22 protein-coding genes and 1 pseudogene are annotated in these 24922 nt (G+C 54.0%); 14 read left to right on the top strand and 9 right to left on the bottom strand.

The genetic code is table 11. The features are described from left to right. Nucleotides 1–20: 20 nt before the first annotated feature. A complete protein-coding gene (locus tag BBB56_RS17920) occupies nucleotides 21–1367 on the top strand; it encodes an MFS transporter (RefSeq protein WP_123802295.1) in 1347 nt (448 codons plus the stop codon). Nucleotides 1368–1393: 26 nt separating this feature from the next. On the opposite strand, the gene BBB56_RS17915 is transcribed toward BBB56_RS17920, so the two are convergent. The 3 genes from BBB56_RS17915 to BBB56_RS17905 form a co-directional block, all read right to left on the bottom strand. Then, nucleotides 1394–2434 carry a LacI family DNA-binding transcriptional regulator gene (locus BBB56_RS17915; protein WP_123802294.1) on the bottom strand — a complete coding sequence of 347 codons (1041 nt, stop codon included), beginning with the start codon at nucleotides 2432–2434 and terminating at the stop codon, nucleotides 1394–1396. Nucleotides 2435–2651: 217 nt separating this feature from the next. Continuing rightward, nucleotides 2652–2975 (bottom strand): AzlD domain-containing protein, encoded by a 324-nt coding sequence (locus BBB56_RS17910; protein ID WP_123802293.1) that lies wholly within the window; start codon nucleotides 2973–2975, stop codon nucleotides 2652–2654. Then, nucleotides 2972–3637, bottom strand: a complete 666-nt coding sequence (locus tag BBB56_RS17905) for an AzlC family ABC transporter permease (protein WP_123802292.1) — start codon at nucleotides 3635–3637, stop codon at nucleotides 2972–2974. The genes BBB56_RS17910 and BBB56_RS17905 overlap by 4 nt, the downstream gene beginning before the upstream one ends. Nucleotides 3638–3739: 102 nt before the next feature. Here BBB56_RS17905 and BBB56_RS17900 point away from each other — a divergent pair, with 102 nt between their 5' ends. The 3 genes from BBB56_RS17900 (at nucleotide 3740) to BBB56_RS17890 (ending at nucleotide 6132) form a co-directional block, all read left to right on the top strand. After that, nucleotides 3740–4285: a helix-turn-helix domain-containing protein gene (locus BBB56_RS17900; RefSeq protein ID WP_123802291.1), complete on the top strand. Its 546-nt coding sequence runs from the start codon at nucleotides 3740–3742 to the stop codon at nucleotides 4283–4285. An 88-nt stretch (nucleotides 4286–4373) separates the two neighbouring features. Beyond that, a complete protein-coding gene (locus tag BBB56_RS17895) occupies nucleotides 4374–4901 on the top strand; it encodes a GNAT family N-acetyltransferase (protein WP_123802290.1) in 528 nt (175 codons plus the stop codon). A gap of 49 nt (nucleotides 4902–4950) precedes the next feature. Next, entirely contained in the window at nucleotides 4951–6132 is a 1182-nt protein-coding gene (locus BBB56_RS17890) for an NAD(P)/FAD-dependent oxidoreductase (RefSeq protein ID WP_123802289.1), read from the top strand. Nucleotides 6133–6136: 4 nt separating this feature from the next. On the opposite strand, the gene BBB56_RS17885 is transcribed toward BBB56_RS17890, so the two are convergent. Continuing rightward, entirely contained in the window at nucleotides 6137–7507 is a 1371-nt protein-coding gene (locus tag BBB56_RS17885; protein ID WP_123802288.1) for an aldehyde dehydrogenase family protein, read from the bottom strand. A 404-nt stretch (nucleotides 7508–7911) separates the two neighbouring features. Between BBB56_RS17885 and BBB56_RS17880 the strand changes: the two genes are divergently transcribed. The 3 genes from BBB56_RS17880 to BBB56_RS17870 all read left to right on the top strand — a co-directional run bounded on the left by BBB56_RS17880 (nucleotide 7912) and on the right by BBB56_RS17870 (nucleotide 12413). Beyond that, nucleotides 7912–8841: a RepB family plasmid replication initiator protein gene (locus tag BBB56_RS17880; protein WP_123802287.1), complete on the top strand. Its 930-nt coding sequence runs from the start codon at nucleotides 7912–7914 to the stop codon at nucleotides 8839–8841. 1390 nt (nucleotides 8842–10231) lie between these two features. After that, nucleotides 10232–11431 carry an AAA family ATPase gene (locus tag BBB56_RS17875; RefSeq protein WP_123802286.1) on the top strand — a complete coding sequence of 400 codons (1200 nt, stop codon included), beginning with the start codon at nucleotides 10232–10234 and terminating at the stop codon, nucleotides 11429–11431. 7 nt (nucleotides 11432–11438) lie between these two features. Beyond that, a complete protein-coding gene (locus BBB56_RS17870) occupies nucleotides 11439–12413 on the top strand; it encodes a ParB family protein (RefSeq protein ID WP_123802285.1) in 975 nt (324 codons plus the stop codon). A gap of 698 nt (nucleotides 12414–13111) precedes the next feature. Here the strand turns inward: BBB56_RS17870 and BBB56_RS17865 are convergent. After that, nucleotides 13112–14056: a sulfonate ABC transporter substrate-binding protein gene (locus tag BBB56_RS17865; protein WP_123802345.1), complete on the bottom strand. Its 945-nt coding sequence runs from the start codon at nucleotides 14054–14056 to the stop codon at nucleotides 13112–13114. Nucleotides 14057–14329: 273 nt separating this feature from the next. Here BBB56_RS17865 and BBB56_RS17860 point away from each other — a divergent pair, with 273 nt between their 5' ends. From BBB56_RS17860 to BBB56_RS17850, 3 genes and pseudogenes are all read left to right on the top strand, one after another. Beyond that, a complete protein-coding gene (locus tag BBB56_RS17860) occupies nucleotides 14330–16381 on the top strand; it encodes an FUSC family protein (protein WP_123802284.1) in 2052 nt (683 codons plus the stop codon). A gap of 104 nt (nucleotides 16382–16485) precedes the next feature. Beyond that, nucleotides 16486–17183, top strand: a pseudogene (locus BBB56_RS17855) (aspartate/glutamate racemase family protein). A gap of 107 nt (nucleotides 17184–17290) precedes the next feature. Next, nucleotides 17291–17512, top strand: a complete 222-nt coding sequence (locus BBB56_RS17850; protein WP_123802344.1) for a YdgH/BhsA/McbA-like domain containing protein — start codon at nucleotides 17291–17293, stop codon at nucleotides 17510–17512. Nucleotides 17513–17572: 60 nt separating this feature from the next. On the opposite strand, the gene BBB56_RS17845 is transcribed toward BBB56_RS17850, so the two are convergent. Beyond that, nucleotides 17573–18298 carry an SDR family oxidoreductase gene (locus BBB56_RS17845; protein ID WP_123802283.1) on the bottom strand — a complete coding sequence of 242 codons (726 nt, stop codon included), beginning with the start codon at nucleotides 18296–18298 and terminating at the stop codon, nucleotides 17573–17575. 99 nt (nucleotides 18299–18397) lie between these two features. On the opposite strand from BBB56_RS17845, the gene BBB56_RS17840 reads away from it, so the two are divergent. After that, nucleotides 18398–19282 carry a LysR family transcriptional regulator gene (locus BBB56_RS17840; protein ID WP_123802282.1) on the top strand — a complete coding sequence of 295 codons (885 nt, stop codon included), beginning with the start codon at nucleotides 18398–18400 and terminating at the stop codon, nucleotides 19280–19282. 7 nt (nucleotides 19283–19289) lie between these two features. Here BBB56_RS17840 and BBB56_RS17835 read toward each other — a convergent pair whose 3' ends face one another. Together BBB56_RS17835 and BBB56_RS17830 are read right to left on the bottom strand one after the other, a co-directional pair. After that, nucleotides 19290–20039, bottom strand: coding sequence for a DeoR/GlpR family DNA-binding transcription regulator (locus BBB56_RS17835; protein WP_123802281.1), 750 nt, complete (start codon nucleotides 20037–20039; stop codon nucleotides 19290–19292). A gap of 77 nt (nucleotides 20040–20116) precedes the next feature. Beyond that, complete coding sequence (locus tag BBB56_RS17830) at nucleotides 20117–21379, bottom strand: DUF1479 domain-containing protein (protein WP_123802280.1); 1263 nt, start codon at nucleotides 21377–21379, stop codon at nucleotides 20117–20119. Nucleotides 21380–21623: 244 nt separating this feature from the next. Here BBB56_RS17830 and BBB56_RS17825 point away from each other — a divergent pair, with 244 nt between their 5' ends. Then, nucleotides 21624–22445, top strand: a complete 822-nt coding sequence (locus BBB56_RS17825) for a Cof-type HAD-IIB family hydrolase (protein ID WP_123802279.1) — start codon at nucleotides 21624–21626, stop codon at nucleotides 22443–22445. Between the two features lie 45 nt (nucleotides 22446–22490). On the opposite strand, the gene BBB56_RS17820 is transcribed toward BBB56_RS17825, so the two are convergent. Then, the gene (locus BBB56_RS17820) at nucleotides 22491–22883 is read right to left on the bottom strand and encodes a winged helix-turn-helix transcriptional regulator (RefSeq protein WP_123802278.1); all 393 of its coding nucleotides are present in this window, start codon (nucleotides 22881–22883) and stop codon (nucleotides 22491–22493) included. 109 nt (nucleotides 22884–22992) lie between these two features. On the opposite strand from BBB56_RS17820, the gene BBB56_RS17815 reads away from it, so the two are divergent. Both BBB56_RS17815 and BBB56_RS17810 read left to right on the top strand, forming a co-directional pair. Continuing rightward, the gene (locus BBB56_RS17815; RefSeq protein WP_123802277.1) at nucleotides 22993–24042 is read left to right on the top strand and encodes an NAD(P)-dependent alcohol dehydrogenase; all 1050 of its coding nucleotides are present in this window, start codon (nucleotides 22993–22995) and stop codon (nucleotides 24040–24042) included. 466 nt (nucleotides 24043–24508) lie between these two features. Next, nucleotides 24509–24835 carry a gamma-glutamylcyclotransferase family protein gene (locus tag BBB56_RS17810; protein ID WP_123802276.1) on the top strand — a complete coding sequence of 109 codons (327 nt, stop codon included), beginning with the start codon at nucleotides 24509–24511 and terminating at the stop codon, nucleotides 24833–24835. The last annotated feature ends 87 nt before the right edge of the window (nucleotides 24836–24922 follow it).

Genomic DNA, 24922 nt, shown 5'->3' with positions numbered 1-24922 from the left:
GACCGGGCAAGGATAAGAATATGGATACGCAAATCGACAAACAGTCTCTGCCCTCCGGGCAGACCTCTGGTGATGTTAATCCGAATGCTCTGCACAACCCCGCGCGCGAAGTGGCTAAGCCGAAAAGCAACTATCGCTGGATCGTCTGTTCCATGCTGGTGTTTGCGACAACGGTTAACTACATGGATCGCCAGATTCTTGGCCTGCTGGCGCCGATGCTGCAAAAAGATATCGGCTGGACGCAGATGGAGTACAGCTGGCTGGTGAATGCGTTTACCGTTGCCTACGGTGTCGGCACGCTGGTATGCGGGCGTATTATTGACAAGCTGGGAACCAAAATTAGCTATGCAGTGGCGATGGTGGTCTGGAGCGCCGCGGCGATGGCGCATGCGGTAGTAGGTTCGGTGGCAGGTTTTGCGCTGGTGCGCGTCCTGCTTGGGCTGGGTGAATCCGCGAACTTTCCGGCTGCGATGAAGGTGATTGCCGAGTGGCATCCCAAAAAGGAACGCACGCTGGCAACCGGCATTCTTGGGGTCGCGGTCAATATCGGCGTGGTTATCTCGCCCGCGCTGATCCCCCTTATTGCGGTACATTACGGCTGGCACGGCGCATTCTTAATTCTCGGCGCCGTCGGTTTCCTCTGGCTGATCCCCTGGTTCATCGCCTTTGGCCCGATGAGAGCGAAGGCCAGCGCGGAAGAGCAGGCCTGGATTGCTCAGGACAGAGAGGAAACCGTCAGTGTGTCTGCCATTAAATGGACCCGTCTGCTGGGCTATCGCCAGCTGTGGGCGGTGGCGTTAGGCAAAATGTTGACTGACCCGATCTGGTGGTTCTTTCTTTTCTGGCTGCCGAAATGGCTCAACGAGTCACGTGGTATCAACATGGAAGGCCTGGGTCTGCCGCTGATCGTCATCTATCTTTTCGCTATCGTCGGCAGCCTGGGCGCAGGCTGGCTGCCCGGCAAGCTGATGAGCAAAGGCTTCAGCACCGCCAGCGCGCGTAAACTGACGATGCTGATCTGCGCCTGCCTGGTGCTGCCGATTTTCGCCGCCACACAGGTCGAAAATCTGTGGGCGGCCGTCGCGCTGGTGGGTCTGGCTGCGGCGGCGCATCAGGGCTGGTCCGCCAACATTTTGACCTCGGTATCCGACCTGTTCCCGAGCGCGGCGGTCGGTTCGGTCGTAGGGATCGGCAGCACCTTCGGGATGATCGGCAGCGTGATCTTCTCAACGGTCATTGGCGCCGTGCTGGATGCTTCCGGTAACTATTGGGCGCTGTTCGCCATCAGCTCTGTTGCTTACCTGCTGGCGTGGGCGGTGATCTATCTTCTGTTAGTGCCGAAAATGGAACGGGCAAAGTTTGAGTAACCCGTTCACTCGCCCGGTGGCGCGTATCACGCGATACGGGCCACCGATTGACGCTCAACGATGGCGCACGCCAGCTCAACTCGCCTTGGGATATTCACACTTCCCGCTATCATATCCTGCAACAGCTCCAGTGCCAGCGTGCCAATTTCCTGCACAGGAAGGTGAACGGTGGTCAGTGGCGGTGTGGAAAACTCCGCCTGCGGCAGGTTATTCATACCGATCACCGAAATATCTTCCGGCACGCGCAGTCCTGAAGCGCGCACGCCATTAATTGCTCCGAGCGCCAGCGAATCATTGGCGCAGAGTATCGCCGTGCATTCGTGAGGGTTGTCGCGTAAACGCGCGATTACCGCCTGCTCCGCCAGCTCCGGCAGCCAGTCTGTTACCGTCAGGATCCGTGAATCGTCGCACGCCAGCTGGCGACAGCGCATCGCTTCACGCCAGCCGTCCTCTCGCTGTTCAATCGTTCGCCTGCCTGGGTGGATTAAAAAAAGAATGTCGCGATGCCCGCGATCCAGTAAATATTCACAGGCCATGCGCGTGGCCGAACGGTTGCAGGGCAGTACGCTCGACAATCGCATCAGCGGATCCTCGGTGTTGACTAACACCGCCGGTTTTTTCAGGTTCACCACCGTATTGAGAGTACCGCTGTCATCTACCGTCAGCGCCAGCACGCCTCCTACATCCGCCTCTTCCAGCAACGCCTGAAGCGCGCCGTTGTCGCTGTCGTTAAGGGGATGGATCGTGAGATCAATACCCAGCACCTTTGCCCGCTCCTTGAGTCCTTGCAGGACGTACCAGCTAAACTGATAACGGTTATAATCCAGCATCGCCACTTGCGAAATGACCAGCACGATGCGCGCGCCGCCAAGCTCCTGAGCCGGCGTGTAACGCATTGCCCGCGCTACCTCCTGAATACGCGCGCGCAGTTCGCTACTGACCCCTTTTTCACCTGACAGCGCCCGCGACACCGTGCTCAGCGAAGTGCGACAACGGGTGGCGATATCCTCCAGCCGTACGCGGCGATAGCCCGTATCACGCTCTGCCTGATTATCTGGTTTACGCATCTCTCATCCTTTCTGCCGACGCTCTTCACTCGGCGTCATTCCAAAAGACCTTTTTATACAGCGTGATAAAAAGGTTGCTGTGAGTAACACTGCATATCAGGCAATTCAGGTCGCCAGCCTGTGCGTTTGCGCTCATGTAGTCGGCGCAGCCGCTGGTTCAGGCTGTGGCCGGGACGCCCGCCGGTCGGAAAGATGTCTCTGCGCAGCCGCGCTCCGCTCAGGACACGCCACAGTAGCGCAGCGCTGCCGTCATAACAGCGGCGCCGATGATAACGGCGATCAGCGGCGCCCTGCGCCAGGCGAGGAAGACGGCAAAAGCCACGCCCAGCACGCGCGCCATACCTGCAAAATGTTCACCCTCAAACAGCGTGCTGGTCAGCGCGACCGCCAGCAGCAGTACCGTCGCGGCATCCGACAGCAACGTCTGTGTTCGTTCGGTGATGGGAAGTCGGTTGCCCAGTTTTACCCCGGCGAAACGGATGAAGTACGTCCCTGACGCCAGCAGCGCGATACCAGCGATAACCAGTGCCTGATGACTCATTTACGCATTCTCCACGTCAGTAATCCCAGCAGCGAAAAGAGGACCGGCATGCCTGCCGGCACAAAAGGGGTCGCCAGAACCGACAGCAGCGCCCCGCCAGAGGCCGGGATTAACGTGCGACGCTTGCGCAGCGCCGGAAAAATCAGCGCGATTAAAATCGCCGGGAAAACGGCGTCGAGACCGATAGCGGCAACGTCAGGAATAAACTGCCCCACGGCCGCGCCGGTAATGACCGTCAGCGGCCAGATCAGCGCAATGCCGATGCCGCACAGCCAGAACGCCGCGCGACGCTGCCTCAGCGTCGTCTGAGAAATACCGAAGACCACGCTTTCGTCGTTCATAATATGGCAGCCAAACAGGCCCCGCGCTCCGGTGCCGACCAGATCCTTAACGGCGATACCAAACGGCAAATGGCGCGCATTAACCAGTAATCCCGCCAGCGCGGCGGTTAATGGGCTGCCGCCCCCCGCGACAATGCCGATAAAAAGAAACTCAGAAGCCCCCGCCAGCACTAGCGTCGATAACGCCAAAGGCACCCAGAGCGGGAAACCGTCGGCGCTGGCCAGCGAACCATAGGATAAACCGACAATACCATCAGCCAGACAGACCAGAATGATGGCTTTAATCACTTCCCGGCTGAGCGGGACATAACGCTTCCGCATAACAATCTCTTCTTATAACGAACGAAATTTCCGTTATAATGAACGCAGCAGAATCGTTTTACAATACGAACGATTCGTTCGATTTAAGAAACAGGAGTTAACGTGACACCGATCACAATTATTGCTAATGGCCTGGTGCGCGAACGCCAGCGCGCCGGGTTGTCGCTGGCTGAGGTCGCCCGCCGCGCGGGTATTGCAAAATCGACGCTGTCACAGCTGGAGGCGGGTAACGGAAACCCCAGTATTGAAACGCTCTGGGCGCTGTGCGTTGCGCTCAATATTCCCTTTGCACGCTTAATGGAGCCGGAAGAGAAGCGCTTACAGGTCATTCGCCGCGGCGAAGGTCCAACAGTAACGGCGGAGCTGGCGGATTACCAGGCCGTATTGCTGGCCACCTGTCCGCCCGGCGCGCGACGCGATATTTACCTGCTTAACACGCAGCCCGGCAGCGAACGCTGCTCGCAGCCGCATCCGCCTGGCACCATTGAACACATCATCATTACGCAAGGACGCGCGCTGGTGGGTCCGGAAGTGTCTCCGGTTGAACTTCATCCCGGCGATTACATCTGTTACGCCGGAGATGAGCCGCATATTTTCCGCGCGCTGGAACCCGATACGCTGGCCGTGATGGTCATAGAGCACAGCTGAAGTATCATTTTTTCCTCTGACACATCCTGCTGCCGCTGCGTCGGGACAGGTGTAGCATGGTGTGATAAAGGACAAGTCAGAGGACGCCATGCAGATCATCCCCGCTACAGCGCATCACATTCCCGCCATACAGCAAATCTACGCCTGGCACGTGCTCTACGGCAGCGCCACCTTTGAAACCGAACCGCCCGATGCCGAGGAGATGCAGCAACGTTTGAACGCGCTGCTGGATAAAGGAGGCATCTGGCTGGTGGCGCTGGAGGAAAATGCCGTCATAGGTTATTGCTATCTTGCGCCCTATCGCCCGCGTTACGCCTATCGCTTTACGCTGGAAGATTCGATCTATCTTCATCCTGAACGCACCGGCCGCGGCGCTGGCCGCGCGCTGCTGACGGAAGCCATTCGTCTCGCCGAAGCGCGCGGTTTTCGTCAGATTGTCGCGGTGATTGCCGGCAATGATAATCTGGCGTCAATGGGCTTGCATCGCGCCCTGGAATTCCGCGAGGCGGGACGGTTACAGGCCGTCGGATTTAAGCATGGCCGCTGGCTTGATACGCATTTTATGCAGCTGGCGCTGGGCGCAGGCGATAAGGCTCCGCCTGCTGATCTGGCCTGATGTTTCAACATTGCCGGATGATCGGTTCATTAAACGGGAGTTAACTGCTATGACACAGCGTATTGCCGTCGTTGGCGCAGGCGTACTGGGATTGTCTGTTGCGCGGATGCTGGCGCTGCGGGGCGAAGAGGTTACGCTGTTTGACAAAGGCGCGCCGGGCGCAGGCACCAGTCAGATTAGTTTTGCGTGGGTCAATGCCAATGGCAAAAGCCCGGACAGCTACCATCACCTTAACGCTGCGGGTATTGATGCCCATAAGCGTCTGCAACGGCAGTCAGGCGCGTCCGCGCCCTGGCTGCTGGAGACGGGCACCTGGGAATGGGTGGCAGACTCTGCGATCAGGACGCAGCTGGAAGCCCGGCTCGCGAAGCTGACTGCGCTTGGCTATCCCTGGCAGGCGGTAACGCGGGAGACGCTGCTCACACACTTCCCTGAGCTGCGGCTCGACTCCCGTATTCAGCAGGGCTGGTTTTTTCCTTCGGAATGCCTGCTCTATCCCAGCCTGCTAATCGGCTGGTTACAGACGCAGATACGCCGGTTCGGCGGTAAGATCATCGCGCAAACCGAGATCGTCACGCTTTCGGAACGGCCCGACGGCGTCGAGCTGGAGCTGGCGAACGGCGAGCGCTGGCAGGGCGATAAAGTGATTTTAGCCACGGGTCGCTGGTCAGCAGAGCTGCTGACGCAGCTGGGACTGACGCTGTCAATGACGGACGCGAACCGACCCAACAAGGTTGCCTGTAGCTTTCTGGCCTATACCGATCCTCTGCCGATCCAGATTAACAGCAATATCATTTCGCCTGAGCTTAACGTCAGGCCAGAGGGCGGCGGTCGGTTAATGTTGCAGGCGCTGGATCTGGATGAATATGCGGATCCAGCGCGGCCTGTCAGCACTGAGGGCTTTATCGGGCAGACGTTTTTGCGCCGTTTACGACGCCTGTTCAGCCATGCGGAAAGCGCGCGTATAGCCAGAATCGAGGTCGGGCAGCGCTCTCGTCCGTCGGACGGTTTACCTGCGCTGGGTTATGTGAGTGAGCGCCAGCGTGTTTATCTGATGGCGTCTCACAGCGGCATGACGCTGGCCCCTTTGCTCGGCGAGCTGGTGGCGGAAGAGGTGATCACGGGTGAACGATCTGCAATGCTGGCCGATTTCGCGCCTCAGCGGCTTCTGACGCCCTTTACAGGCAAAAGCGGGGGATTTACCCCCGCTTATCTTCCGGCTGCGCAATAGTGCCTTAGCGGCGGTTTTTCCAGACGGTCTGAATATTACAAAATTCGTGTACGCCGTAGTGCGACAGTTCACGACCGTAGCCGCTCTTTTTAACGCCGCCAATTGTCACGCGCGGATCGGAAGCGCCGTTGCCATTGATAAACACCGCGCCGGTCTCGATTTGATCCGCCAGACGTTCGGCGATCTCACTGTCTTCTGTCCAGATCGTTGCGCTAAGGCCAAATTCGCTGTCGTTTGCGATAGCCAGCGCATGATCGGCATCGCGAGCAACGGCGATGGCGGCGACCGGCCCAAACAATTCTTCACGGAAGGCCGTCATTTCAGTCGTGACATCTGACAGGATAGTCGGCGCATAGTAATTGCCCTCCCCTGCTATCTTCTCCCCACCCAGAACCAGACGCGCGCCCTCTTTTAGCGTCTGCTGAACCTGATTATCAAGCTCATCGCGCAGATCAAAGCGCGCCATAGGACCGAGATAGTTATTTTCATCCAGCGGATCGCCCATGGTGAGCGCCTGTACGGCGGCTTTAAAGCGGGCTTCAAATTCTTCCGCGATGGCGGCCTCGACAATAAAACGTTTGGCGGCCATACAAACCTGTCCGGTATTTTGATAGCGGCCTGTTACTGCGGATTTCACGGCGTCATCAAGGCTGGCGTCGGCAAGCACGATAAAGGGATCCGATCCTCCCAGCTCAAGAACGGTTTTTTTCAGGGCGGCGCCAGCCTGAGCAGCAATCGCCGCGCCTGCGCGCACGCTGCCGGTAACGGCGACGGCGGCAATCCGCGGATCGTTAATGGCTACGGAGACGCCGTCATTGTCTACGTTGATAGAAGCGAACGCGCCTTTGGGGAGATCTGTGGCGTTAAACAGCTCAGTCATCAGCCCTGCGCAGCCCATAACGTTAGGCGCATGCTTCAGCACATAGGTGTTGCCGGCAAGTAACATGCCGACAGCGCCGCGCAGTACCTGCCAGAACGGGAAATTCCAGGGCATTACGGCAAGGATCGTGCCGATCGGTTTAAAGCGTTGCCAGGCGTCCGCTACCTGCGTCGGCTGATCTTCCAGCATGGCTGGGCCATGTTCCGCATACCAGTCGCTAAGACTGGCGCATTTAAGGATCTCAGCTCGGGCCTGGGCAACAGGTTTACCCATTTCAAGGGTGATCATGCGTGACAGTTCAGGCTCACGCTGGCGAAGCTGTTCAGCCAGCTGGCGCAGGACGTTTACGCGCGTGGTCATGTCGGTTTGACGCCACTGCTGGAAAGCCGATGCGCTGGCGGCAAGTGTGGTTTCAAGTTCATCGCGGGACTGCATGGGATAACGGGCCAGGATTTCACCATTAGCCGGATTTTTTGACACTGCGTAATCGGTCATAGCGCCTCTTGAATGGGTCAGGAAAGATGGGATCTACCCTACGCCTCGATAGTCGTTATGAAAAATGAATAATAATGACTAAGTTGCTTTTCTGGAGAGAATAACTGCGTTTTGGCTGGCAGTATTACTGCGACCATGTTTTAAAGTTATCCACATATACAGAAAGCAGATCCTAATAAACGATCATAAACAGATCATAAAGAGATCCAAAGAGATCCCCGATCGCCGCAGGCCGCACCGGGCAAGGGCTGAAAGGGTGATCCCGTTCACTATAATCAGCAAAGAGTTCACTGTAATCAGCACTTTATTCACTACACACAGTAGAATGTTCACTGTAAACAGTGATAGTGTTCACTGTAGTCAGGAAACGATCCTTTTCATCCCCAGAATGAAGATCTCAAGCTATGGCAGATAATGAGAGTGAAAACAAAGGGTTACTTGAACCCTTTCTGTCGGTGACCAAAAACAGTGGTGAAGTTATTCAGCTTCATCCCAATAAGAATAATACCGTTCAGCCTGTTGCTCTGATGCGTCTGGGACTCTTTGTCCCGACGCTAAAATCAACGGCGCGGGGTAAATCGGGCGCGATGGCCTCAACCGATGCGACCAAAGAGCTGAAAAACCTGTCGCTGGTGAAAGCTGAGGGTTATGAAAAGATTACCATTACCGGCGCGCGGCTGGATATGGATAACGATTTTAAAACCTGGGCTGGGATCATTCAGTCATTTTCCCGCTATCCTACGAAGGGCGATACCGTCACGCTGCCCTTTATCGATTTTGTGAAGATGTGCGGCATCCCTTCAGCAAACTCATCGGCAGCGCTACGCAAACGGCTGGATGCTTCTCTGCGTCGTATTGCGACTAACACCCTCTCCTTTGAGGGCAACGGCAAGGCGTATCATACGCACCTGGTGCAGTCCGCCTATTACGATCGGGAAAAGGACGTCGTGAGGATCCAGGCCGATCCCAAGCTGTTTGAGCTCTATAACTTTGACCACAAGGTATTGCTACAGCTCAGGGCCATCTCCAGGCTGAAACGCAAAGAGTCTGCACAGGCGCTTTATACCTTTCTGGAAAGCCTGCCGACCAATCCTGCGCCCATCTCCCTGGCGCGCTTACGTATGCGCCTGAATCTCGGCTCTAAAACCACTACGCAGAATCATGTTGTGCGGCGCGCAATGGAGCAGTTGAAAGAGATTGGTTATCTTGACTATTCCGAGGTCAAGCGCGGCCGCTCGGTGTTTTTTATCATCCATAGTCGTACACCAAAGCTGGACGGGATAGGCAATCTGGAAAGTATTGATGCTCTGGATGAGATCGATTTTGACGACTAGACAGAACATTCACTGTAAACAGCAGATGCAGCGTGGCAGCGTCACTTTTAATCCAGACGTGACAGCTGCTTTGCATCGCACTCTTCATCTACCAGCTTGCCAGCAGAACGTTCACTGTCATCAGCAGCGTTCACTGTAATCAGTCAGATTCCGGCTTTTCAGTGCTTACCCTCTTCTGAACATCCTGATTCAGCGCTGGATGCATAAGCGTTTACAGGTTTGTTAGCGCTTACTATTGTTTCTGGCCGCTTTCTTGCATTCTCTTTAACCCCATCTACACTGATTACAGTGAATATTTACAGGCACGGTTTAACGTTGTGCTTTTACTGATTACAGTGGGCAAGCTGCAGCGTTCACTAGCCGATTACAGTGAATGTTATTATCCAGGCGATTGAATTTATATATAAATACTGTGTTAGCTCAATGAGCAGTTTCTACTGATTACAGTGAACATTGGTTTGCGAGCAAGTCAGCAAAAGGTGACAGTGTTGCGATTAATACTGATTACAGTGAACGTTGCAGACCCCTAACCATCTGAATTGCATATATTTTGAACTAAACTACTGACTACAGTGAATCCTTTTGGATTTTCTGTTGCGCTTGCCTGGAAAATTACTGATTACAGTGAATGATTGAGATTAAAGCTTAGCATTCTTGCCGACTCATACTGACTATAGTGAATGCTTATGATGCTTTCGCCTTTCTGCATCATTTGTCTGCTGCACGCTATGAGACGCAAACCTTCCTATTTTATAACCCTCTACTGATTACAGTGAATCTTTCACACTCGATCCTGGTCGGGCCCCTCTTCTCCTGACTCCCTGCTGCTGATTACAGTGAATCTTTGAATAAAGAGTCTCCTCCCGTGATTTTCTCATGCTGATTACAGTGAACATTTGTTTGACGGGCCATAGCCCTGCTGCTGTTTTTACTGATTACAGTGAATGTTTGCCTGACGTATAGCCTGGGTGACTGATTACAGTGAACAGTAACGGAAAGAGTTACTGATTACAGTGAACGTAGCAACTTGATGTCTTCGGTTGATATGTAGCGCAACGCACGTTTGCTGATTACAGTGAATCTTAGAGCAACTGTTCTTTCTGTCCCGCCTGTCTTTGTTCTGTAAAACCCTCCCTGCCCTGCGGGCGTTCGACGCCTGCTCAACAAACGCGTATTTACTGATTACAGTGAATGAATCCGTTACTGATTACAGTGAACGTTATTGAGAAGGACGTGGAGAAACCTCACTGACTACAGTGAATCTTTTTTGTAACCCATAGCAATTACGCACTTTCTTTGATCACCATCAATTGTGGAGTAAAAGATATTTTGTTGCCTGTTATGCAGGATTTCTGTATAAAGTCACAAATCCTACATGTGTGGAGCAAGTATGGCTAACGACGAAAAGCAGGTATTGAAGGTTGCGCAGCGTTCGGAAAGAATGCTGCTTAGCCTGACTGAACAAATCCAGGCCCAGAAAGAAGAGCTGCACGAAAATACCTTTTACCAGGTTTACGCCAAAGCTGCTCTGGCCAAATTGCCGAAACTGACGCGCGCCAGCGTTGACTATGCTGTCAATGAGATGGAAGAGAGCGGCTACCAGTTCGATAAACGTGCAGCCGGTAGTTCGACCAAATACGCGATGTCCATCCAGAACATTATCGATATTTACCATCATCGCGGCGTGCCAAAGTATCGCGATCGCCATCCAGAGGCCTATACCCTGTTTGTTGGCAATCTGAAGGGCGGCGTCTCTAAGACCGTCTCAACGGTTTCGCTGGCTCATGCCTTACGTGCTCATCCTCATCTGCTTTTCGAAGATCTCCGTATTCTGGTCATTGATCTGGATCCGCAATCCTCTGCAACTATGTTTCTTAATCATGAACGTTCAGTGGGACTGGTCGAGGCGACGGCGGCTCAGGCAATGCTTCAGAACGTCAGCCGTGAAGAGCTGCTGGAAGAGTTTATTGTGCCCTCAATCATACCGGGCGTGGATGTCTTACCCGCTTCGATTGATGACGCCTTTATCGCATCACGCTGGGATGAGCTGTGCGCTGAGCATCTGAGTGGACAGAACGTTCATGCGGTGCTGTACAACAATGTGATTGCTAAGCTGAAGAAAGATTATGATTTTATCTTTATCGACAGCGGCCCTCATCTGGATGCGTTCCTGAAAAATGCCATTGCGGCATCGGACCTGCTGATGACGCCGGTTCCACCCGCGCAGGTCGATTTTCACTCGACGCTCAAATATCTGACGCGCCTTCCTGAACTGATCGATATTATCGAGGAATCCGGCGCTACCTGCCGCCTTCAGGGCAATATCGGTTTTATGTCCAAACTTTCTAATAAAGCCGATCACAAGCTGTGTCATAGCCTGGCGAAAGAGATTTTTGGCGGCGATATGCTGGATGCCGCCCTGCCGCGTCTGGATGGTTTTGAGCGCTGCGGGGAGTCGTTTGATACTGTTATTTCGGCAAACCCTTCTACCTATGTTGGCAGCAGCGAGGCATTGAAGAATGCGCGTTCGGCTGCTGAAGACTTTGCGAAAGCGGTTTTTGACCGTATTGAATTTATTCGCCTGAACTGAGGTCGCTATGAGTGCAAAAAGAATAACGATTGGCAGAACCTTCAGCCAGACGCCAGTACAGACTGACGCGTCATCGGAAGCGCCAACGCAAACGTTCGTCCTGTCTACGGGTAAACGTGCCGTGTTTCGCCTGGAGCGTATTGAAGCCAGAGATATAGAAGAGAAAACCTTTGTGGTGCTGGAGACCAATGGCCGCGATCAGGCCGGACTGACGCCTGATTCCCTGCGCGATATTATCCGTACTATCAAGCTCCAGCAGTTTTTTCCCGCCATCGGCGTAAAGCGCGAGGACCGCATTGAAATCCTTGACGGCTCCCGTCGAAGGGCAGCCGCGCTTTATTGCAAAACCGGGCTGGATATTCTGGTCTCTGAAACGCCAATAACAACGGAAGAAGCGAGAAGGCTGGCTCAGGACATCCAGACTGCGCGCGAGCACAATCTGCGTGAAGTTGGTCTGCGTTTGCTGTCACTGAAAAATGGCGGCCTGTCGCAAAAAGAAATTGCTGAGAATCAGGGCCTGTCTCAGGCGAAAGTGACACGCGCTTTGCAAGCTGCCAGCGTTCCGGCAGAGCTGATTTCACTCTTTCCTGACCATTCAGAGCTGACCTATCCCGATTACAAAGCGCTGCTGATGGCCGCAGACAAGCTTACGGAAATGGGCCAGCCAGTCGACAGACTGATCGAAACGATTTCTATGGATGTCGATTCCGTATGCGCGCGCGAAGGTCTGGCCGAGGACGAAATTAAAAATCATATTCTTCGCCTGGTACGCAACGGCAGTCAGACGCTGATAGACACCCCGGCTAAGGACAAACCTGTTTCCGAAAATCTGTGGACCTTTGCCGATAAGGATCGCTTTGCGCGTAAGAAAATCCGCGGGCGTATGTTCAGCTATGAATTTAATCGTCAGTCCAGAGAGCTACAGGAAGAGCTGGACAGAGTCATTCAACAGACGCTGCATAAATATCTGGGCGATCAGTAATACAGCAAATCCGGGCACCTCAGTCCCGGATTTTTTTTGCCTTCCGTCTCTGCTTTGCCCTCACCTCTTTGTGATATCGCCAGCCTGTTTCATCACTAATCCTCTGTTTTTAGGCTTATTGCCCTGGAATTTCAGGCTGAAATCGCCAAAAAAATTTCCGCCTTCGTAGGGGTTGCCTCTTTGAATCACCCGCTGTTATTCAGCCTTATCTCACAATCTCAGCTCAGAATTGAAAAACGCTTCTCCAGCGGGATTTCATATCTAACTGCATGAATATAAATAGTTTCAATCAAGGATTTCAGGGTGAAATCGCCATAAATGCCTTTAATTTCTGTGGAGCATTCTTCTTTGTATGGCCTGGTCCGTGCTGCGTTATTGCCCTGAAATTGCGCACCTTAAGAGAAGACTTCTCCAGCGAGATTTCATTTTTAACTAGATGAATTTAAATGATTTTATATGCGAATTTCAGGGTGAAATCGCCAGATGATTTTCGGGTTCTTGCGTGGCATATCTTTTCGCATTATGAGCTGAAAGCATTTGCTCGTAGTATTGAGAACACAAAGAACAGAAACTTCTCCAGTGGGATTTCATCTCTAACTTTATGAATATGCTGCGTTTCAGTCAGGAATTTCACGGTGAAATCGCCAGGGCAAATGGACAAAAATAAATTGCCCCTGAAGCGGGGCAATGACAGGGCTTTATTTTTTGTCCGCTGACCAGGTTGCGGAACGCACGTCAATTTTAACGGGTAACAGCTTCACTCTGGAAAAGGTATCAGCCAGCTTCTGCTGCTCAGAGAAAACGCTGTCAGACATACGCTCTGCGCCATAGGGCAACCTTGCTAAGGTGGTTCGCCAGATGGTTTTATTCAGCCCGGTAGATTGCGACAAAATGGCCGCCGCTTCATCCGGATGCTGATTAGCCCAGTCGCTAAGCGTACTCAGTTCATCCAGCACTTTTTTAGCTGTTTCAGGATGGCTGTCGGCAAATTTACGGCTTGCAAGATAGAACGTGTAATGCGGCACCAGTCCTTCAGCATTACGCACCTGTCGAGCGCCAGTGCTGGCTTCTACTTCCGCCAGATAGGGGTCCCAGATAACCCAGGCATCAACCGCGCCCTTTTGAAAGGCTGCGCGCGCATCGGCTGGGGGCAGATAAACAGGGGTAATATCTTTATAACTTAGCCCTGCCTGTTCCAGAGCGGCAATAAGCAAATAGTTAACGTCAGAACCTTTGTTTAACGCGACGCGTTTGCCTTTTAAATCGCTGACGCTTTTTATGGCTGATGCCGAAGGAACGACAATAGCTTCAGTCTTAGGGTTGGCTGGCGAATGGCCCAAATAAACCAGATCGGCTTGTGCCGCCTGGGCAAACGCGGGTGGCGCATCGCCTGTGGCAGCAAGATCAATACTTCCTACATTAAGTCCTTCCAGCATCTGCGGTCCGGCAGGAAACTCTACCCAGCGTACATTGATGCCCTCTTTTTTAAAGGCCGCTTCAAGCGTGCCGCGATATTTGAGCAAGGCAAAGATGTTCGCTTTCTGATACCCGATATTGACATTTTCCGGTGCTGCCTGGGCAGTGGTTGCCAGTGAACTAACAAGGAGCGCGAGTGCGCTAAACGCAATTCCGTTGAATTTCATTTTTTTCTCTCCTGGGGGTTTAGCACACCTTAGCAAACGCGATATATATCCAGTAAATAACGATTCAGGTGGACTTATTCTTCCTGAGAATAGAAAGAAGAGAATCAGAACATTTAAAAAAAACAGGAGGTAAAAGCGGACTAACAAAGAATGCGGACATCCCCTGTCCAGTTGCTTAGCACGTTAATAATTTGTAGTAATAATCGAAGAGCAATCTTGAGAACCTTCTGTCAGGATACGGCCAAAAATGCCTGTCTGAGGTCCATTCACTGTATGAAGTGGTTTTCAAAAAGCGCGCTGCTGTTTTCTGGCAAAACTTGCCTGGCTGCGTTTTTAGCTCTCTTTATTGCATTAGAACTTAATCTGGATAAGCCTGCCTGGTCACTGACCACCGTCTATGTCGCCTCGCAGCTCTATTCCGCTTCAACCATCTCAAAGTCGGTCTTTCGTTTTCTCGGTACGTTGCTGGGCGGACTGTTTGTCTTGCTGATTTATCCCGCCACCGTACAGGACCCGATGCTGTTTAGTCTCTCTATCTCATCATGGGTGGCGCTCTGCCTCTATCTGTCATTGCATGACCGAACGCCAAAGAGCTATGTCTTTATGCTGGCCGGATACAGCGCCGCCATAATGGGCTTTCCCGATGTCACCGCGCCCGCTGACATAACCTACACCGTTATATCGCGTATCGAAGAAATCAGCGTCGCGATCCTGTGCAGTAGTCTGGTGCACAGGCTGATTATGCCTGTCTCAATGAGCAGCCTGCTGGAGCAGAGCGTCAGTCTCTGGTACCAGAATGCCAGAAAGCTGTGCGCAGAACTGATGACTGCTGTACCCAAAGAGAAGTCGCTGGAGCGCGAGGATATTCTTATCCAGATGGCGAACTATCCGCTTAATGTTGAAACGCTGATAACCCATTGCGTTTATGAAGGCGAAGCGGCGCGTCGTCTGATACGGCTGGTCAGCGTTCAGTACCAGCATCTCTCCTATCTGATCCCCACTCTGACGGCGATTGAAACCCGGCTCAGTTTACTGGCAGAGCAGCATATCCGCTTTCCTGAACAGGTCGCGCAAACCTTCCAGCAATTTTTATACTGGCTAAACAGCGCGGAGCACGGCGCGGAAACCCAGATAATCAAAGCTCAGCTAACCTCAGCGCAGCAGCAGTTAAAAGCGAGCTGGGAAAGCGGGGAAATGAATACTGAAGAGAGTTTGCTACTGACCGGATTGCTTGAGAGGCTGCTGAATTTTGTCCGTATTGCGGAGGCCTACCAGACGGTAGGCGATCGCGTTAGCGATTTGTCGCCTCGCGCGGCGACCCGTAAAGTGCCGCGTAGCCACAAGCACGTCGATAAGGGCATGCTGCTGCTCTCTTGCTTCACCGCCTTCCTGGCGACCTTTTTGTGCTGCCTTTTCTGGATAGGAAGCGGGTGGGTGGATGGCGCGACAGCGCCCATGATGGCCGCCGTGCTCTGCTCTTTCTTTGCGGCTATGGACAGCCCGCTCGCCCCAATGAAAATTTTCCTTAAAGGGGTTGTGGTGGCGATAGGCGTTAGCGTGCTTTACACCGCCCTGTTGATTCCGGAAGCGACGTCGTTTGAAGCCATGATGCTTTGTCTGGCTCCAGGATTACTGGCGCTGGGGCTGGTCATCGCCAATCCCTCAACCAATTTAATCGGCCTGATTGTCGCGACACAGATTCCGGGTTTGATTGGAATGAGTCACCATTTCAAACCCAACCTTCTGCTTATAGTGAATACTTCATTATCGACGCTCACAGGGATTGCGGCCGCTGTTATTTTAACGGCGGTGATTCGTAACAAGCGTCCGGCATGGACGGCGAAGCGCGCGCTGCGCAAGGGGTTACGCGAGCTTCTGCAATTTATAGCGGCCGTTGAGCTGAATAGCGCGTCGCAACTTATGCGACAGCAATTTGTGGCCCGTACGCTGGATAAAGTTAACGTGATCCTGCCGCGTAAACGAATCGACACTGAAGCTGAGCTGGCCGCAGGCGGTAATCTGATTACCGAAGCCTGGCTGGGCGCAAACTGCTACGATTTTTATGTTCGCCATCAGGCACTGCTGGCAGAAGAAAAAATCAGTAGCGATCGCTTTTTCGGCGAGCTGCGTATTTTTCTCAAGAATCGCATCAGAAGGCTACAGGCCCAACCGCAGGCAGCGCTGCTGGAGGAGTTAAACCGGCTAATCCTGTCGCTGGAAGTGCTGGCGCAGCATGATGTGAACTACTATGCCCCGCTGTTTCATCTGTTCAACGTCAGACTCTCGTTGTTTCCCCTGGCGCGCTGGCCAGAAAGGGCAGAGTAACTGCGGCAATCTTCTCAAAACCAGCCAGCTTCAGCGGCTGGTTTTTTTTTGTCTGCCTCTTCAGGCATGCTACAGCAACAGACACTGACAGACTGGGAGCAGCGATGAAAACGATTGGCGTAATTGGCGGCATGTCCTGGGAATCCACCGCACTCTATTACCGCCTCATCAATGAAGGGATTAAGAAGGCGCTGGGCGGCCTGCATTCCGCTCGCGTAGTGGTGTATAGCGTAGATTTTGATGACATTGAAAAGCTGCAAAGCGCCGGTCACTGGGCTAAAGCCGGTAAGCTGCTGGCCGAAGCGGCGCAGGCTCTGGCGCAGGCCGGAGCCGAATTCCTGGTACTGGCGACCAATACTATGCACAAGGTGGCGCCGCAGATCCAACAGGCCGTCGCCATTCCGTTATTGCATATTGCCGATGCGACCGCTGAACGGATCTGCAAAACCGGGACCGAGAAGGTCGGACTGATAGCGACGCGCTTTACAATGGAAGAGACATTTTATCAGGGCAGATTAAGCGAAAATACGGACTGGAGGTTATCACGCCCGAACATAAGGATCGTGAGCTTATCCATCGGGTGATTTATGACGAACTCTGCCAGGGGATTATTCGTCCCGATTCCCGGATGCGCTTTTGTGAGGTGATGAGTAAGCTGACCGCACAAGGCGCGCAGGGGATCATTTTGGGCTGTACTGAGATTACCCTGCTGGTAGAGGCGCAGGATGCCAGCGTCCCCTTATTTGATACCACTCAGCTCCATGCAGAGAGCGCAGTACGCTTTGCGCTGGCAAAGAACTAAATGTGATCGAAATCGCACTTTTTGTTAGTTGGGTAATAGTAACGTGGGTTATTATATATCCCATCGAAGGCATGTTGCCTCGCACTAACAAAAGAAGGATTTTGACCATGAAAAACGTAAAAACACTGACTCTTGCCGCCGTTGCCGCTCTGTCACTGATGTCATTCGGTAGCTTTGCCGCAGAAAGCATCTCTGCGCACGGCAGCACACTGGACAGCGCAGAAGCGCATATTGCGGCTAAAGCGCAGGCTGAAGGCGCAAACAGCTATAAAATTACCAGCGCACGCGCCGACAATGGCGTTTACATGACCGCTGAAATCTACAAATAACGGATGGTCGTACAGGGACGTGCCAGAAGAGGCTGCCGCAAGGCAGCCTTTTTTGTAGCGTTAATAAGGCGAACGGGTAGGGCGCACCACAATTTCACTGACGTCGACATCCTCCGGCTGCTCGATAGCAAAGCGCACGGCGCGACCGATTGCGTCGGGCTTGAGCGCGATAGCGCGATAATCGCTCATCAGCGTGGCCGCTGAGGCATCGGTAATGGTTTCCGCCAGTTCACTCTCAACCACGCCTGGATGAATACAGGTGACGCGCAGCTGTCTGTTCTCCTGACGCAGCCCGTCTGAGATGGCGCGAACCGCAAATTTCGTGGCGCAGTAGACGGCTGCGGTAGGCGACACGCTTAGCGCGCCGATAGAGGCGATATTGATGATATGGCCCGCCTCGCGCGCCAGCATTGGCGGCAGCGCGGCAGCGATACCGTAAAGCACGCCTTTAATATTCACATCAATCATGCGGTCCCACTCTTCTACCTTGAGTGAAGCCAGTGGCGACAGCGGCATCACTCCGGCGTTATTGATCATGACGTCAATGCGCCCCCATTTTTCCAGCGCCACGCCGGCAAAGTCCTGCACCGAGCTGCGAGACGTCACGTCCAGCGCGGCGATCTCTACCACTGCGCCCTGCTGTTTGAGTTCATCCGCCAGCGTCCTTAAACGGTCAACACGGCGTGCGCCCAGCAGCAGGATTGCGCCGGTTGACGCCAGCTCGCGTGCAATACCTGCGCCAATGCCGCTGGATGCACCGGTAATCAAGATCACTTTATTGCTCATGGTGTCGCTCCTGTCGTTGAGTGTCTGGTGATCTTATGCCCGCTGGACTATAAAGATAATCCACCTTTTCCTTACATGACCGGTAACCAGAGCTAACCAATGATGCTGGATAAGAATGCGCTGGAAGTTTTTGTAACCCTGGCACAGACACGTAACTTCCGCGTGGCGGCGGAAAAGCTAGGCGTGACCCGACCGGCGATCAGTCAGTCTTTGCGGCGGCTGGAAGATCGGCTTCAAATCTTGCTGGTTCAGCGCACCACGCGCAGTCTGAGTCTTACCGAAGCGGGTGAAAGGCTGTATGCGGACGTTGCGCCGGCAATGTCACAGCTTAATCAGGCGGTAGCGGACATTACGGCGCTGGCGGGCGAACCGCGCGGACTGCTGCGACTGGCCGTTTCTTCGATCGCGGAGCGTTTCATTAACGGCGAGCTTCTGGCCAGTTTTTTGTCCCGCTACCCGCGCATTGAGCTGGATATTACCGTGACCGACGATGAGTTCGACATTGTGGCGCAGGGCTATGACGCTGGCGTCAGACTGGGAGAGATCATTGCTCAGGATATGATTGCGGTGCCGGTTTCGCGGCGACAGCGCCAGATTGTCGTCGCTGCCCCAGCCTATCTGACGCTTCGTGGCATACCGCAGCATCCGGACGATCTTCTGCAACACTGCTGTATCGGCTGGCGGCGCGAGCCTGGCGTTGCGCCCTATCGCTGGGAGTTTGCGGAAAAGGGCAGGGAATTTGACGTGGCGGTCAATGCGCAGCTGAACACCAACGATATGGGGGTAATGATTCGAACCGCCTGCGCAGGCGGCGGCATTGCCATTGGCCTGGAAGAGACCTACCGACCTTACATTGCGCGTGGCGAGCTGGTGCCGTTGCTGGAGGCGTATTTGCCTGAATTTGCCGGGTTTTATCTCTATTTCCCCAGCCGGAAAAATTTGCCGCCTAAATTACGGGCGTTGATTGACCATATGAAAATCTGAGAACGCGTCAGGACTGGGCAATGCGCGTCACCGTGACGTTCTGCTCCTTGAGCTGCGCCAGCGTCTCCTCGCTCAGTCCGCTGTCGGTGATCACCTCGCTGACCTGATACGCGGGCGAAAGAGGGTAGGGGTGGATTTGACCAAACTTAGACGAATCCGTTAGCGCCCAGGTGGGCATTCCCTTGGCCAGCACCGCGTCAACCACATCGCATCGCAGCATGTTGCGGCCGGTAAAGCCGGTCTCGGCATGCCAGCCGTCAACGCCGATAAAGGCCTTATGGAAATGAATTTGCTGCACGCAATAGCGCGTCAGCGGACCCACCATTGACTGACTGCTTTTTTGCAACAGTCCGCCAGGTACGATGACGTCGCACGCTGCGTCCTTAAGCAGATGGGCGATAAAGTGGCTGACGGTGATCACCGTTATATCGCTGCGCTCGCCCAGCAACCGCGCCAGCAGCGCGTTACTGCTCCCGCCCTCGATAAATACCGCATCGCCCGTTTCGATCAGGCCAGCAGCGTGATTCGCCAGCGCCTGCTTGAGTTCATAGCGCGTATGCATACGCATGCCGACGTTATCGCTGTCCAGCGCCAGTGCGGAACCGTGGACGCGCCGCAGGAAATGGTCGCGCTCCAGCAGGTTCAAATCCTGGCGAACGGTGACCTCCGAGACGCCTGTCAACTGGGACAGCTCGCTGACCGTGACGCTGCCGCGTGTATTAACCAGTTCAATAATCTGTTGATGTCGAGCGTTCATGCGATCCGTTAGCTGGAAAAAGGTTTGTCGCAGTGTAGCAGAGAAGGACCGCGCAGTAGACGCTGCGCGGTTGATGCTCAGGCCAGACCGAGCGCGCGGCGACCATGGTCGTTAAGATCGTCAAGGGTAAAGCGATCGCGCCACGCCGTTTCGTAATGTTCAGGCGGGAAATCGGCAGGGGATTTGCCATGCGCCAGCGCTTCGGCCACCGCCTGCGCGCAGAGACGGTTTTTATCGCACATTGGCGCGGCAGGAATATACATCACGTTGCCCCAGCCCTGTTGATTCTCCACCGGCGCGACGGCGTGGATGACATCACAGTGCCACCACACGGAATCGCCCGCTTCCAGCGCCGGGATAGAGCAGAGACCTTTGATCAGATGGGGATGCCATTTCTCGCTGATCGGCAGGACCTTGCCCGGCGCCACGCCGCACAGCTCGTCGTCCGGCACGTCATCGAGCAGCGGACGCAACAGAATATAAGCCATCGCTTCGGGAGCAGGAACCACATGCAGCAGCCCCTGGTCGGCAATCATATCCGACAGCGCGGTCCAGCCCTGAAACGTCCGGAAAGCGGAACATTTTGTGGTGTCAGGCACATCGTACTCATTAACCTCGGTGCGCCATGCGGCGTCCCAGGGATCGTAAGCATCAATATCCCCATGAAAAACGCTGGCAAAAACCTGCTGATAAGCGGGCAGCAGCCACCGTTCCAGCGCGCCGGAGTCAGTATGCGCGCCCAGTCCGCTGGAGGTGGTGCCGGGCGGACGGCGACGAATGCGGTCAGGATAGATGATGCTGACGTCAGGATCGAACCATTGCCTGCCCTGTGAAGAGAAGCGCCACAGACGATTCAGAAATGACTGTACCTGGGCGGTTGCTTCGCTCTGCCGCGCCTGCATCTGCGCCTGCGACCAGTAAATCGGGAATATTTCAGGCCGTGAGGCTTCCAGACTGCCAAAAAAATTATCCCCTGGTCCGCGATATTGCGCGTCAAAGTTATTGAGATCGAGATAGTCCAGCAGAGATGTGTCCCAGGCCAGCGCCTGCTCGCGCGGGAACTGCTGTTTTACCACCACACAGCCGCGACGTTTGATTCGCGCCAGGGTTTCATTCGAAACCTCGCCTCTGGCGATCGTTTCATAGTTTACGCAGGGCCATGCGCTGCCCAGCCTCTGCTCATCGGCTCTGGCTTCAGCTATCGCACTGTCGATACGCTGACAGACCTGAGCAAACAGCGACTCGACATCGCCGATCTGCTGGCGGACCTGCTGCTTGAAGGCGCGGATAGCGCCGCTGATACTGGCAGGTAAAGGCGTAACCTGAGTCTGTTCTGTCATGATTGCCTCCGGAAGGGGTAAGGTGTTCTTCATTTGTAAATTATTTGTGTTTCATTCGTAAGTTTAGGCGCTAATATGACCTTTAATCAACTCTGAATTTCGTGAGCCTGTACACAGTCTGTCAGGAAAGATCCGAAAGCCCTGAACATTCTTATTATTAGAATTCTCATTAATCCACACTGCGGGTAAGCTTTACTTATTGAATAGGTAAGCGTGACACCACAGCCTCAACAAGGAGATGACAATGGCGGTAAAGATGATTGCGGTAGATATGGATGGCACCTTTCTGGATGATAACAAGAGCTATAACGCGCAGCGTTTTTTACGCCAGTACGCGCTTTTAAAAGAGAAAGGCATTCGTTTCGTCGTTGCCAGCGGCAATCAGTATTACCAGTTGCAGCGTTACTTTCCGGAGATCAAGGATGAGATTGCCTTCGTGGCAGAGAACGGCGCCTGGGTTTCAGACAGCAATGAAGAGATTTTTTGCGGTGAGCTGGCCCCTGAGCGCGTTCATCAGGTACTCGATATACTGGCGAAAGAACCCGAGATTAGCACGGTGGTCTGTGGCCGCAACGGCGCCTATATCCACTCATCAGCTTCCGATGACGTGGTTAATTTGCTGTCAAATCACTACGCCCGGCTGGAAAAACGCGATGACCTGTACAGTATCGATGACACAATTTTCAAGTTCTCCCTGAACCTGGCGCATGAAGGCGTTGATGCACTGCTGGCGCGGCTGCATAACCAGCTGGGCGAAATTGAAAACATCATGCATCCCGTCTCCAGCGGCTACGGCTTTATCGATCTGATTATTCCCGGCTGCCATAAAGCGCATGGTATCGCGCTGCTTCAGGAAAAATGGGGCATTAGCGATTGCGAAGTGGTGGCGATTGGCGACAGCGCCAACGATCTGGAAATGCTGCGTCAGGCCTGCTTTAGCTTCGCCATGGCGAATGCCGTAGAGCCAGTGCGCGCCGTCGCGCGCTATAAAACGGAAAGCAACAATGACGAGGGCGCGCTAAACGTTATCGCGCGCGTGCTATCGCGGGAATTTCCGTTTGGATAAACGCCTGCTGGCCCCGAATGCCGCGCATTCGGGACAGAAACCGTTCTATTTCTCTACCTGCTGCGCGGTGTGAAGGTGATGCTCCATTTCATCCAGCGCCGCCTGATTATCCAGGCCCCACTGATACATCTGCTCGACAGGTTCGGCAAAGGTCTTCCCCAGCGGCGTTAACCTGTATTCAACTTTTGGCGGCACGACTTCAAACACCTGGCGCGCCACCAGGCCCCGCTGTTCCAGTTCACGCAGCGTCTGCACCAGCATTTTTTTAGAGATGCCCTGTAAACTCCGCTGTAACTCCCCGGTGCGCGCGCGATGCTCGGGCCAGTGATAAAGCGCATGCAGAACCATCGTACTCCACTTAACCGCAAACAGATCCAGCAGCCGACGCGGCGGCGAATCAGCATAAAACATCAGTTTTCCATCAACCCAGGCAGGCATAGCGCCGTTTTCCTTATGGTAACCAAAAGGTAACTACTACCAATAAGGTATCCAGATGTCTATAGTGGGCCGCTTTCTTTGCCGATCAGGCAGCTATCCGGAGGACACTATGAAAATCAACGCACTCATCGCGCAGCAGGCAACGCAACCCCTGGCCGCAGGTCAGGTGGAACTGCGCGACCTGCAACCGGACGATGTTAAAATCGCGATTCTCTACTGCGGCGTATGCCATTCCGATTTGCACATGGCGCGCAACGAGTGGGGCGTCAGCCGCTATCCGCTGGTGCCCGGCCATGAAATTGTTGGCCGCGTCGAAGCCACTGGAGCGAATGTGACCAACGTCAAAGTGGGCGATGTTGTTGGCGTTGGGGTGATGGTGGATTCGTGCGGCCATTGCCATTTCTGTCAGCAGCAGGAAGAGCAGTACTGCGAAGCTGGCTTCACGCCAACCTACAACGGCACGGATAAATACACGGGCGGCACCACCTTTGGCGGCTACGCGCAGCATGTCATTGTCGATCGGAACTTTGTGGTGTCGGTTCCGCAAAACCTGGCGCTGGGCGCCGTTGCGCCCTTGCTGTGCGCAGGTGTCACCGTCTGGTCGCCGCTGCGCCACTATAATGTGAAGCCGGGCGATAAGGTTGGCATCGTGGGTCTGGGCGGGCTGGGTCATATGGCGGTTAAGCTTGCCAGCGCGCTGGGCGCAGAGGTGACTCTGTTTACCACATCGCCGGAAAAGGGTGAGGATGCGCGTCGTCTCGGCGCTCGTCAGGTTGTAGTATCGCGCGATGCGCAGCAGATGGCTGCTTGTCAGGCTTCGCTGGACATTATCCTCGACTGCGTTGCCGCACCGCACGATCTCGATCCCTATCTGGCTACGCTGAAAACCAATGGTCAGCTGGTCTTAGTCGGCATTCCTGACCAGCCGCACCCGTCGCCGAACGTTACGCCAATGGTATTCCGTCGTCTGAGTATCAGCGGCACCTCCATCGGCAGCATTCGCGAAACCCAGGAAATGCTGGATTTCTGCGGCCAGCATAACATCACCGCTGACGTTGAAATGATCACTGGCGATGAGATTGAAACGGCATTTGCCCGCATGTTGAAAAGCGATGTGAAGTACCGCTTCGTTATCGACATGCAGAAAACGCGCTGGTAGCGCGTTAAAAAAGGGGTTTCTCGGTAAGCCCCTTGATCTACAAGCGTTTCAGCCTGAAATCGCCAGTTTTGTCTGGTACGGCGACGCTGCTATTTGTCCTGCCTTTAGCGTGAATTACTGATTACAGTGAATGTTTCTTTCAGGGGAGAAACGATCAAACATCATGCTGAAATTGCTCATCCTGTAAACAAAAGCCGCTTTCTGCCGGTTCATTTCGCTGACAGGCAAAGATTGACAGTAATCAGTAGCCGTCTCTGAAACCCTCAGGCGTTATCAGGAAGCCATCCTGCAAACATTCACTGTAATCAGTAAAAGGCGACCTGCTGAGATGTCGCTTTGCCATTTTTCTTCCAGACATTCACTGTAATCAGTAAAAAGCGAGTCGCTGAGGATAATTCCTTATTCGGGATGACAGCGCGCAGCGGCATCGGTAAAGTCGTTTTTTTATTTTGTCGGGGAAGACCTTATGGAGAAGCTGTTTGTCTATGGCACCTTATGCCCAGGCCGTTCTAACGCGCATATTCTGGAAAACATCGGCGGCGAATGGCTCGCGGGCTGGGTAAAGGGGATTTTGCACGAGTCGGGCTGGGGAGCGGCGCTGGGGTTTCCGGCTATTCAGCTGGACGCGCAGGGCGCGCCTGTGCAGGGCTATGTTTTTCAGTCTTCCGCGCTGTCGCAACACTGGTCAATGCTGGATGAATTTGAAGCCGGTTACGATCGTGTACCTGTTACAGTGAACACTGAGCAGGGCGAACAGATGACCGCATGGATTTATCAAATTCAGCCTGCCTGAGAAAAAGTGCCAGCCAGACACTGGCACTTACTTCACCTCCGCCTCATCGATAATCCCGCCCAATTACTGGCAATCCCGCGGCTCTCT

Origin of the sequence: Candidatus Pantoea deserta (assembly GCF_003813865.1) — a bacterium.
Classification (GTDB): Bacteria; Pseudomonadota; Gammaproteobacteria; order Enterobacterales; family Enterobacteriaceae; genus Pantoea; species Pantoea deserta.
The sequence above is the reverse complement of the archived record's forward strand: the minus strand, read 5'-3'. Positions and strand labels throughout refer to the sequence as shown.